The sequence below is a fragment of the Nitrobacter sp. Nb-311A genome (assembly GCF_000152905.1).
In the GTDB taxonomy this organism is placed as follows: Bacteria; Pseudomonadota; Alphaproteobacteria; order Rhizobiales; family Xanthobacteraceae; genus Nitrobacter.
This window is the reverse complement of record NZ_CH672425.1, coordinates 1-10,001: the sequence shown is the minus strand read 5'-3', so window position 1 is coordinate 10,001 and position 10,001 is coordinate 1. Positions and strand designations below refer to the sequence as shown.

General features: G+C 58.6%; 11 protein-coding genes and 1 pseudogene. 7 read left to right on the top strand and 5 right to left on the bottom strand.

Features of this window, described 5'->3' with window-relative positions:
• The 3 genes from istB (NB311A_RS19040) to NB311A_RS19030 all read left to right on the top strand — a co-directional run.
• Positions 1 to 757 (top strand): IS21-like element helper ATPase IstB (istB, locus tag NB311A_RS19040; RefSeq protein WP_009800362.1); only part of this gene is annotated, 757 nt, incomplete at its 5' end.
• 83 nt (positions 758 to 840) lie between these two features.
• Entirely contained in the window at positions 841 to 1,083 is a 243-nt protein-coding gene (locus NB311A_RS19035; RefSeq protein ID WP_009800361.1) for a hypothetical protein, read from the top strand.
• A 265-nt stretch (positions 1,084 to 1,348) separates the two neighbouring features.
• On the top strand, positions 1,349 to 1,552 hold the full coding sequence (locus tag NB311A_RS19030; protein ID WP_009800359.1) for a hypothetical protein: 204 nt from the start codon (positions 1,349 to 1,351) through the stop codon (positions 1,550 to 1,552).
• A gap of 152 nt (positions 1,553 to 1,704) precedes the next feature.
• Here NB311A_RS19030 and NB311A_RS19025 read toward each other — a convergent pair whose 3' ends face one another.
• Positions 1,705 to 2,679 carry a restriction endonuclease gene (locus NB311A_RS19025; RefSeq protein ID WP_245257042.1) on the bottom strand — a complete coding sequence of 325 codons (975 nt, stop codon included), beginning with the start codon at positions 2,677 to 2,679 and terminating at the stop codon, positions 1,705 to 1,707.
• Positions 2,680 to 2,814: 135 nt separating this feature from the next.
• Between NB311A_RS19025 and NB311A_RS19020 the strand changes: the two genes are divergently transcribed.
• Entirely contained in the window at positions 2,815 to 3,108 is a 294-nt protein-coding gene (locus NB311A_RS19020; protein WP_009800357.1) for a helix-turn-helix transcriptional regulator, read from the top strand.
• A 139-nt stretch (positions 3,109 to 3,247) separates the two neighbouring features.
• The gene (locus tag NB311A_RS19015; RefSeq protein WP_009800356.1) at positions 3,248 to 3,475 is read left to right on the top strand and encodes a hypothetical protein; all 228 of its coding nucleotides are present in this window, start codon (positions 3,248 to 3,250) and stop codon (positions 3,473 to 3,475) included.
• Positions 3,476 to 3,896: 421 nt separating this feature from the next.
• Here the strand turns inward: NB311A_RS19015 and dmeF are convergent, their stop codons facing one another.
• The gene (gene dmeF / locus NB311A_RS19010) at positions 3,897 to 4,832 is read right to left on the bottom strand and encodes a CDF family Co(II)/Ni(II) efflux transporter DmeF (RefSeq protein WP_040676165.1); all 936 of its coding nucleotides are present in this window, start codon (positions 4,830 to 4,832) and stop codon (positions 3,897 to 3,899) included.
• Positions 4,833 to 5,241: 409 nt separating this feature from the next.
• On the opposite strand from dmeF, the gene NB311A_RS19005 reads away from it, so the two are divergent.
• Together NB311A_RS19005 and NB311A_RS19000 are read left to right on the top strand one after the other, a co-directional pair.
• On the top strand, positions 5,242 to 6,378 hold the full coding sequence (locus NB311A_RS19005) for an acyltransferase (RefSeq protein ID WP_009800354.1): 1,137 nt from the start codon (positions 5,242 to 5,244) through the stop codon (positions 6,376 to 6,378).
• Between the two features lie 303 nt (positions 6,379 to 6,681).
• Positions 6,682 to 7,176, top strand: coding sequence for a DoxX family protein (locus NB311A_RS19000; RefSeq protein WP_009800352.1), 495 nt, complete (start codon positions 6,682 to 6,684; stop codon positions 7,174 to 7,176).
• Between the two features lie 141 nt (positions 7,177 to 7,317).
• Here the strand turns inward: NB311A_RS19000 and NB311A_RS18995 are convergent, their stop codons facing one another.
• The 3 genes and pseudogenes from NB311A_RS18995 to NB311A_RS18985 form a co-directional block, all read right to left on the bottom strand.
• Positions 7,318 to 8,175, bottom strand: a complete 858-nt coding sequence (locus NB311A_RS18995) for a DUF1259 domain-containing protein (RefSeq protein WP_009800351.1) — start codon at positions 8,173 to 8,175, stop codon at positions 7,318 to 7,320.
• A 35-nt stretch (positions 8,176 to 8,210) separates the two neighbouring features.
• Positions 8,211 to 9,074, bottom strand: a complete 864-nt coding sequence (gene istB / locus NB311A_RS18990) for an IS21-like element helper ATPase IstB (protein ID WP_009796681.1) — start codon at positions 9,072 to 9,074, stop codon at positions 8,211 to 8,213.
• A pseudogene (locus NB311A_RS18985) lies at positions 9,074 to 10,001 on the bottom strand (IS21 family transposase); the annotation flags it as partial. The pseudogene NB311A_RS18985 and the gene istB (NB311A_RS18990), both read right to left, overlap by 1 nt.

The window sequence follows — 10,001 nt, the reverse complement described above, 5'->3', positions numbered from 1 at the left end:
CTCAGCACATCGTCGGCGACTGCTCAGCGCCGAGATCAACGAGAAGCAGGCGCGGTCGATCAAGTACCAGCTCACCATCGCCAAGCTGCCATTGGCCAAGGATCTCGATGACTTCCAGTTCGAAGGCACGCCGATCAATCAGACGCTCGTCAATGATCTCGCCGGCGGCGGCTTCATCGCCCAGCAGCGCAACGTCGTGCTCGTCGGCGGCACCGGCACAGGCAAAACCCACCTGGCCATCGCAATCGCCAGAAGCTGCATCCGATCCGGCGCCCGCGGTCGCTTCTACAACGTGGTCGACCTCGTCAATCGCCTCGAGATCGAGACCCGTAACGGACGTCAGGGCCGGCTTGCCGAACATCTGACCCGGATGGACTTCATCGTGCTCGACGAACTCGGATATCTGCCCTTTGCCCAATCCGGCGGCCAGTTGCTGTTCCATCTCGTCAGCCGGCTCTACGAGCGTGCTTCCGTCATCGTCACCACCAATCTCGCCTTCGGCGAATGGCCCAGCGTGTTCGGCGACGCCAAGATGACCACCGCGCTGCTCGACCGGTTGACCCACCACTGCGACATCGTCGAAACCGGTAACGACAGCTGGCGCTTCAAAAGCCGCGACGACGATCACGCCACCCGCGCTCGTCTCGTCTCCGCAATCCCGGCCAGCTCCGACGAGTCGAGCGCTACCCTCAAACCACGCCGCGCGAAGGGGTCAAAATTGAACGCCGATACGGGGTCAAATTTGCGAGCCGATTGACAATACGGCGCAGCCGGCCACCGGCGACGAGGTAAAAGTGAGAGCATAGCATGATATTATCACGCTCACGAAAGGGAGATGAGATGCCGGACGACGATATGAAAGCTGAGCTCGAACGTCTCCGCAGGGAGAACGATGCCCTGAAGAAAGGAGCTTCAGAGGGCACCCGCATGAAGGTGAGTGACAAAGGTGGCCTCTCCGTTTACGGGATGGGACGTTTTCCAGTGACTCTGTATAAAGAGCAATGGTTGAAGCTTCTGAACATGTCCGACGAGATCCGCGCCTTTATTACCGAAAATGAAGCGCGACTGAAGGCGAAGGATTAGGCCCGCCTCAAAGCTGGAGCTTGAGGCGCGACTGCTGCCCGGTGCGCTGCGCGAGGCCATGCCACCGCCACGCAGCTGAGTAGCGTGATGAACTCGCGACCATCGAGTCGCATCCGGAGGTCGAGCTGCTGGCTCGCCGCGGGATAATCAGTTGTCTTCCGATAACAGTTCCGAAACCATTCGCTCCGGCTGTCAAATCCGCTAACGATTTCGAAGATCGCTCGCTGCATAGTCGCCCGCGTCAACAAGAAACGGGGTTTGTTGTATGAGTGGGAATGCTGACCTGGAAAACGTGCGTCGATATCGCACCATTGCTTCGCTCTATCGTCAGACCGCAGCATTCCGTCCTGCGCAAAGATGGACGCTCCTGGCGCAAGCCTATGAATACGAGCGTCTCGCGATGACAGAGCTCGAAGCCCAGCTCACCGGTTATGACAGCGCATCGTGGAACGTGGCTGCCACTGCGTGAGCGCGGTCGAAGGTACTTAGAGCCGATCCAGGAAGAACCTGAGTCTGATGAGTCGGTTGTGATTCCATATCTCGGAGCGATTTAAATCTAGGCCGAGCGCTCAGAACCTGGCTGACCTCAAAATTGGAGAGCCGGCTTCCAATTTGTCGCGGTTAATGCATCCGCTCGACCAGCCAACGAAACAGCCCCGCCTCTATCGCGGCGTTCGCTACCCGCTCAGCCGTCCAAAGATGCAAATCGGCGGAGTCGGGCATCCTGAGGACTTTCGGGGTGCTGTGATAGATAAAGAAACAGCGATCGAAACTGCCGTCGTTATGAAACCGCCGGACATAGTCATCGAGTTCCGCCTGTGTTGACCGGCTCTTGACCTGAACCCAGGCAACCTCGTTTGTGATCGGTTGCGTCAAGACCATATCCACATCAGCCTGATTGCCGCCCACTGCGCTTTGCCGTTGCCACCCTCCCCGGGCAAAGATCAAATCGATCAGGGTCTCGAAATCGCGCCAATCGAGCCGGCAGATCATTTGCGATGCCAGATCACGTTGGTCCTTGATCAGAGCTGCGGCCTTCGTCCTGAGGGGATCGACCTCCCCTCGAATGCGAGCCAGCAAATAATTCGCCTGTTTGACCGCGCAAATGGTCATTTGATAGTTCGCGGTGCTCGTGAGCGCCGAACTGAGGCTACGAACCGTCAGCGGCTCGCCGTTGAGATCTGTGTTCGACCAACCCGCTCGCGTAGACCGATAGCGGGTCGGACCGCCGGGCAAAGGAGGCTCGATCTCAACCACGCCGCCGTCGGCGAAAGCCCACCAGAAATGACCTCGAGCGCAGGTCACCCACAAGGCGTCGTTCGGTAGTTCGTAAAACTCCCGCAGCTCCCTCAATCCGTTGCTGACGCCGCCTGATCTTCGTCCCATCTGCGCCAACTGCTGTCTGGCCAGCGCCCAATCGCCCTTCATACAAACGACGTGCTCAATTTTCAGGTAACCGAAGGTGATGATCCCTTGATCCAGGGCCTGATCCGACCACTGCCCGCCCCGCCCCAGCTTGATGTATCGGACCACAGAAGGGGCAAAGGTTCGCGCGAGCGGTTCGGCTTGCCCGGTCTCGGGCCTCAGATCGATCATTCGAGGATTCATCATGAGCTGGCAATTCGCTTGCCGTGCTGCCGAAGTCCAGTTGGAGCGGTCCAGCATCGGACTTCAAAGTTAATATAATCCTTTTTTGGGATAATCCTGTCTCGGGATCAGCCTGCCCGGGCGATGACTATTTCCGCCCGCGGGATCGGCAAAACCGTCCACTCCTCCGATCAGGCCGCGTTCTGCGCCCTGATGGTGGCTGCCCGCAAACAGGCCGGTCTGACCCAGCATGAGCTGGCGCGCCGGCTCAAGCGGCCTCAATCCTTTGTCGCCAAGTACGAAGGCGGTGAACGCCGGATCGACGTCATCGAGTTCGTGACGATCGTGCGGGCTATTGGAGCCGATCCGGTCAAGCTGCTGCGGGATCTGATGGCCGGCAAGCCGCCGGCCAAACCTCGGCGCTCGCCGGCGAAATAGCCCACCCTTCCCCTATACAGGCCCTTTGCGATCACATCGTGATCCGGCGTCCCCGATCTTCGCCACAAGATTATCCAGGTTCCGCTCGACATCGCGCGGCAGCAGAGCGGTAGTGGAGCCAACTCTTACGGAGGGCCCGATGGAGCGCGCCAACCTCGAAGCAGCGATCAAGCTCATCATAGCTGAGGTTCACAATAAGCTGAGCGAAGCGACACGCATTGCCAAGGCCGCCGAGGCCTGTGTCCAGAACGGCGCTATCGCTGAGGGCATCGAGATCTCAATGGATATCGAGCAGCTGATCTACGAGGCCGGGCGGCTCCATGACGCCGCAACGCTGCTCAGCCGCATGAGTCGGGATCAAGATTAGTCGCCAAACCGTGACTATCTTAGAGCCATGGAGACTTCATGACTTCTGCACGGCCTAATCACTCATCGGTAATAAAGCTACGTTTTGATCGTTCATATGCGCGCTTAGACAGAAGGCAAACGCACCGCTTGCGCAAATCGTTCGACACCGAGAAACGCGACGGCTTGCGGCAACGAAGATTGGCGAACTTCAAAATAGCCAATTTTACCTCGCTTCTCATGCAGACACTGCACTGTCGCTGATCGCTTTGAGCGACAATCGTCACCAATCCGGTCCTACATCTGGCCCCGGGCGTGAGCGGCTTGGAATCACGTTGAGGATCCCGTCGCTTTTCGGCAGGGTGCTCTTCGGAGTGTCTAGCCGTGATGGTCCAGCTCCATCAGAAAACGAGCTTTTACGGGAACTCGCGCGGGTCGCGCCTTCAGCCGTGTGCGTGGTGCGGACAGGCCTCGACTTCTACTGTTAGGTGGCTAAGGCCACGCAACCCTCCGAGCCGCCGCTTGTACGCCTTCGGCGGCAGCGGGTTGTTCGAAATAACCGAAATGATTGCAGCGCGATGTCCTGGTCCTACCTGCCACAGGTGAAGGTCGGTGACGCGGTCACCCTTGGTTTCGATTCGCTCGCGGATCGTCATTTCGAGATTTTTGTCAGCGCTGGCATCCAAGAGCACAGACCCGGAGTCTCGGATCAGCCCATAGGCCCAGCTACCGATAACCAGGCTACCTAAGATGCCAACTAGAGGATCGGCCCACGTCCATCCAAAGTACATCGCGAGCAACAGCGCCGCGATTGCCAGCACTGATGTGGCCGCATCTGCCAGTACATGGACGTAAGCGGCACGGAGATTGTTATCATGGTGATGATGCGAATGATCGCTTCCATGATGGTGATGGTCGTGGTGAGAGTCTTGAAGGAGCCATGCGCTGGCGATGTTGACTGTTAATCCCAGCACCGCAACCACTATCGCTTCGCTGTAGGCAATCGTGACGGGGTTAAAGAGCCGAACCACACTCTCGTAAGCAATCTGCATGGCAATCATCGCAAGCATGATTGCGCTCGAAAAGGCGGCAAGATCGCCGAACTTTCCTGTGCCAAAGGCAAATCGCGAATTTTTGGCATGCCTGCGAGCTAATAAATAGGCTAACCCTGCAATGCTCAACGCCGCTGCGTGCGTCGCCATGTGCCAACCGTCTGCCAACAATGCCATCGATCCAAATATGGTACCAGCCGCGATCTCGCCGACCATCATTGACGCCGTAAGCGCCACGACAATCCAGGTTCTGCGCTCATTCTGGGCGTGCTGCTCACCGAGAAAAACGTGGCCGTGAACCCATGGATCTATTGAGTGTGTGTGCATGTTGACTCCAACCCAGCGCATGCCAGGCATTCACTCGCTCTTCCAAGCCTTTTTCTTGAAGCCCATCATTATCAGATCGTGCCGCTAAGCGCCAAACCAGCCCCCCTGAACTCCCAGAACGCAAAAGAGACGTTCGACCGGTCATACGTAACTGCTGCCCCGAGTTATATGGGCGCTCATGCGCCTCGGTGGACCTCGATATCTTCGAGTCTGGACCTGTCCGGTCGGATCGCGCCAAACAACAGGCTGCGTGGCTTGATGACTGATGGCACTGTGGCGGGAATGGTCGTTTCGCGAGCTTAAGCGTTCGAGCGGCTTCAAAGCAAGAACGCGACTTGTTTCAGCGATTCCGTTAAGGCAGTCTCAATCGGTGTGACCGATAGATCCCGCCGACTTAAGAGAGCGTCCCATGGGCAAGACCGTCCACACGCATTCTCGGGTACCGGTTCTTGACCTGTTGCGTCTTGCAGCCGTGGTAGCCGTTATCCTTTACCACTATGGCTTTTGGGGACCGAGCTCCGCGAGCGGCGTTTCGCAGGTGGCCTTGCCTGCATTGGCGCCTGCCGGACAATACGGATTTCTCGGTGTATCGGTTTTCTTTGCCATCAGCGGCTTCGTCATTGCGTACTCGGCGGAGGGACGGTCATGGATCGGTTTCATCATCGCGCGCTTCAGTCGCATCTATCCGACATTTGTTCTCTGCATGACATTGACGTTTACGGTCATGCTGGCGGTTGGCGTCGGGCATGTCACGCGCTCACAATGGCTCGCCAACCTGGTCATCGCCGCGCCATTCCTCGGCCAGCCCTATGTCGACACCGTCTACTGGTCGCTCGTGATCGAGGTGGTGTTTTATGGATGGGTCGCGCTGTTCATGATGTTGGGCTGGTTTCCTCGCCACATTGATGCGCTTATCCTCGTCTGGCTCACAATCACGTTTGCGAACGAACTGACGATCGATGCACCGATCTTCGAGAAGGTTTTCATTGCCGACGATAGCGGATTCTTCGTAGTCGGCTTGCTGATCTACCAGCACTACCGTGGACGTCGCGGGACGCGATTCTGGAGTCTGTTCGCCCTTGCAATGGGAACGGCAATCTTTCAAGCAACGCACAAGCTGGGGCGGCTCGGTGCGCATCCGGATAATACGTTCGACCCGAGAGTCGTGGCAGTCATCTGTGTCGTCGCGCTGCTCGGCGTATTCCTCGCGACGCGCATCAAGCGTATCCCGTTCCCTGCCACCTTTGTGCTCGCCGCCGGTGGAATGACTTATCCGCTGTATTTGTTGCACATGCAGATGGGTTACGTGATTTTCTCGGCGATGGAACCACATGATCATGCTGCAATAGCCGTCACAACAATCGTCGCAGGCATTGCACTCCTTGCGTGGGCCATCTGGCGGTTTGTGGAGCCGTGGATGCACCGATTTGTCAAATCCAAGCTGACCCAACTCACCGCCCATTTCGGATGGTCTTCGTCTGGGCCCCACGCCGATGGCTTTCCTAGTTGTCAACAGCCGACGCTTGATCCACCGGTAGCACCGTAGCCAATGGCGAAACCGGCAGCTTAGTTCCACAGCAGACTTACCTGGCCGAATCCCAAAGAGCCTGACCGGCCACTGGACGGTTCTTGCGCGCCGCGACATTATGGCGGCGCTTCGTGGGCTGCTTTGTCAACGCGGCCCGCATTAGTCCGTGGTTGCCGCCATTACGGAAGGGATTCCCATGCGACGTGCAAAAGGGGTTGCCGGTCACGATCTGGGGTGTGGGCTCCGGCCTCATTCTCATTGGACTGGCTTGGAAAACTCTGGCGCCGCGCCTTAGGCAGCAACGAATAGGAACACGCTTTCATGAAACAGTCCTGGTGGTTCTCTCCCGGCGAATCGATCTGGGCCATTTTCATCCGCTTGGCGCTCGCTGGTGTGTTCATCCCTGAAGGCCTGCAGAAACTGACGCATGCCGACATTCTCGGTGCCGGCCGTTTCGTCAAGATCGGTATTCCCTGGCCGGAGTTCTTTGGGCCGTTCGTTGGCGTGATTGAAATGCTAGCCGGGATCATGTTCCTGATCGGCTATGCTTCGCGCGCGGCGGCCGTGCCGATCATCGTCATCATGATCGTGGCGATCATCTCTACGAAAATCCCAATCCTGTTAGGCCGTAACTGGTGGATATTCAGCCTCCGCCACCTGGATCGCTATGGTTTCTTGAGCTTCACTCATGAGACGCGGGCGATGCTGATGAGCGCAATCTTCATGTTGCTGTCCGGATCAGGTCGCTGGTCGCTCGATGCGCGCGCTTGGCGACCGAAGTTCAACCAGCGGAACGCATTAGCTGATGGTGAATGAGGAAAAGACCACCACGGGGTAACGCGAAGCAGGAAATGCAGAATTGCGCTCATATGTTAGCGGGAATGGGCTATCGCCAACTTGGCAACCTTGCCGCTTGAACGGTCGTTGCGTCGCATTACGCCGCGTGGGGTCGTCGCCTTAGTTTTTTGTGCTTGCGGTCTTGTCGAGTGCCGCGCGTAGGCCTTTGGCGAGCTTGATTGCATCGTCATTGGCCCAAAAGTGCATAAAGAAGAGCCTTGGCTGTTCGTCCAGCATGTGGCTGTGAAGTGCGGTGACTTCGATGCCGTGCGTGCGCAGCGCAGCTACCACCGGATTGACCTCATCGCCTGTCAGGACGAAGTCGCCGGTGGTGGCAGCCTTACCACCGCCCGTCGGTTGAAAGTTGATTCCGATCGCAACACCCATCGGCCCGGCCGGTGTCAACGTCATGCCACCTTCGCTGACAGGATCACGTCGCGGCACATTGAACTGATAGACGCCGCCATTGGTCTTACCCTTCACGCCGATAATTTGATCTAGCTGCGCAGTATCAAGGTCGACAGCAGGAGGTGGATTTGACGACGGAGTAGCTTGCAGCGGGGTCTTGCTTTCGGCGAGGGCGTCATGGAGCGCGGTTGCAAGTTTGGCGGGGTCTCCATGCCCGGCCACATGCATGTAGAACGTCGCGGGGCTCGCCCGGAGCAGATGATTATGGATCGCCGTAATCTCGAGTCCGCCAGCGATCATCTTCAACATAACTGGATTGATTTCACTTTCCAGCAATACGAGGTCTCCCATCGCCATAGCGCCCTCGTGAGCTTGCTTAAAAGCGATCCAGCCGCCGAGCGCTAAGGCTGGCTTGATGGTCACGCCGTCAAGGGTCACCGTCAAATCGGTTCGAGGGAAACCATAACGATGCACGTCTTCGGTTACGGCCGGATTCCGACCGAGTATTCCATCGACCTTCCCCCAATCTACACCATGATCTTGCGCGTAAGTGCTTCCATTCACCGCCATGAAGCAGGCGCTTATGCCTATCAGCGCTGAGAGTGTCAATCGGCTCGCAAATTTGACCCCGTATCGGCGTTCAATTTTGACCCCTTCGCGCGGCGTGGTTTGAGGGTAGCGCTCGACTCGTCGGAGCTGGCCGGGATTGCGGAGACGAGACGAGCGCGGGTGGCGTGATCGTCGTCGCGGCTTTTGAAGCGCCAGCTGTCGTTACCGGTTTCGACGATGTCGCAGTGGTGGGTCAACCGGTCGAGCAGCGCGGTGGTCATCTTGGCGTCGCCGAACACGCTGGGCCATTCGCCGAAGGCGAGATTGGTGGTGACGATGACGGAAGCACGCTCGTAGAGCCGGCTGACGAGATGGAACAGCAACTGGCCGCCGGATTGGGCAAAGGGCAGATATCCGAGTTCGTCGAGCACGATGAAGTCCATCCGGGTCAGATGTTCGGCAAGCCGGCCCTGACGTCCGTTACGGGTCTCGATCTCGAGGCGATTGACGAGGTCGACCACGTTGTAGAAGCGACCGCGGGCGCCGGATCGGATGCAGCTTCTGGCGATTGCGATGGCCAGGTGGGTTTTGCCTGTGCCGGTGCCGCCGACGAGCACGACGTTGCGCTGCTGGGCGATGAAGCCGCCGCCGGCGAGATCATTGACGAGCGTCTGATTGATCGGCGTGCCTTCGAACTGGAAGTCATCGAGATCCTTGGCCAATGGCAGCTTGGCGATGGTGAGCTGGTACTTGATCGACCGCGCCTGCTTCTCGTTGATCTCGGCGCTGAGCAGGTCGCCGACGATGTGCTGAGGTTCGTGCTGGCGCTTGACGGCCGTCGCCATGATCTCGTCGAAGGCAGCCCTCATTCCGTAGAGTTTGAGCTCACCCATGAGGTCGAAGATTTGGGTTCGTTCCATCAGATGGTCCTCCGGAGGTTGTCGTAACGGGCGCAATCGGCGATCGGCGCATGGCGGAGCGTCAGTGCCGCCGGCGTCATAAATGTTGGCCGGTGCAGCGGGTTCGCGTTGGCGAGCCAGGATGTTGAGAACGACGTCAGCGGAATGAACGCCATGAGCGATCGCCTCGGCGCAGGCGGCTTCGACCGCCGACAAACCGTCCGTCAGCACCGCATTGAGGATGTCGACCATCTGTCGATTGCCGTCGTCGGTGCTGGCGAGCCTGCGCCGGATCCGTTCGATCGCGGCCGGCAACACCCAGTCCTTGAAGGGTGCGCCGTTACGTAAGGCCCCGGGTTTGCGCGCGAGCACCGGCACGTAGTGCCAGGGATTGTAGGTCGTCTCGCCGCGTCCGAACGATCGCGGATGCTCCGCAACGATGCGCCCGTCCTGACGGATCACGATGCGATCGGCATAGGCTTGAACTTCGACCGGGCGCCCGACGGCGCTGGCAGCGACCGAGTATTTGTTGTTGTCGAAGCGCACCAGGCAGGTCTTCGAGACCGATGCCGGCACCGCGTGGAATCCGTCGAACCGGCCAGCATAGGGAACGAGCTTGGGCCGCTCGGCTTCGAACACCTCCCAGACCGTCTGTTCGGCCAGTTCTGGATGTCGGAGCGCCTTGGCGTAGGCGATGCACTTATCCAGAAGCCACGCGTTCAACGCGTCCAGGGTTTTGAACCGCAGCCGTGGCGTGAAGAACCGTTCCCGGACCAGCCCGACCTAGTTCTCGACCTGACCCTTCTCCCAGCCCGACGCCGGCGTGCGGGCGACCGGATCGATCAGATAGTGGCTGCACATCTGCAGGAAGCGGCGATTGTAGCGGCGATCCTTGCCGACGAAGATCGTCTCTACGCGTCTCATGTGTCGTAGATGCCGCGGCTGCAG

Excerpts from the sequence above, each read along its gene's own strand:
- NB311A_RS19005 (WP_009800354.1), top strand. The coding sequence starts at position 5,242 with ATGGGCAAGACCGTCCACACGCATTCTCGGGTACCGGTTCTTGACCTG.
- NB311A_RS19015 (WP_009800356.1), top strand. The coding sequence starts at position 3,248 with ATGGAGCGCGCCAACCTCGAAGCAGCGATCAAGCTCATCATAGCTGAG.
- NB311A_RS19035 (WP_009800361.1), top strand. The coding sequence starts at position 841 with ATGCCGGACGACGATATGAAAGCTGAGCTCGAACGTCTCCGCAGGGAG.
- NB311A_RS19000 (WP_009800352.1), top strand. The coding sequence starts at position 6,682 with ATGAAACAGTCCTGGTGGTTCTCTCCCGGCGAATCGATCTGGGCCATT.
- NB311A_RS19030 (WP_009800359.1), top strand. The coding sequence starts at position 1,349 with ATGAGTGGGAATGCTGACCTGGAAAACGTGCGTCGATATCGCACCATT.
- NB311A_RS19020 (WP_009800357.1), top strand. The coding sequence starts at position 2,815 with ATGACTATTTCCGCCCGCGGGATCGGCAAAACCGTCCACTCCTCCGAT.
- istB (WP_009796681.1), bottom strand. The coding sequence starts at position 9,074 with ATGGAACGAACCCAAATCTTCGACCTCATGGGTGAGCTCAAACTCTAC.
- dmeF (WP_040676165.1), bottom strand. The coding sequence starts at position 4,832 with ATGCACACACACTCAATAGATCCATGGGTTCACGGCCACGTTTTTCTC.
- NB311A_RS18995 (WP_009800351.1), bottom strand. The coding sequence starts at position 8,175 with ATGGCGGTGAATGGAAGCACTTACGCGCAAGATCATGGTGTAGATTGG.
- NB311A_RS19025 (WP_245257042.1), bottom strand. The coding sequence starts at position 2,679 with ATGATCGATCTGAGGCCCGAGACCGGGCAAGCCGAACCGCTCGCGCGA.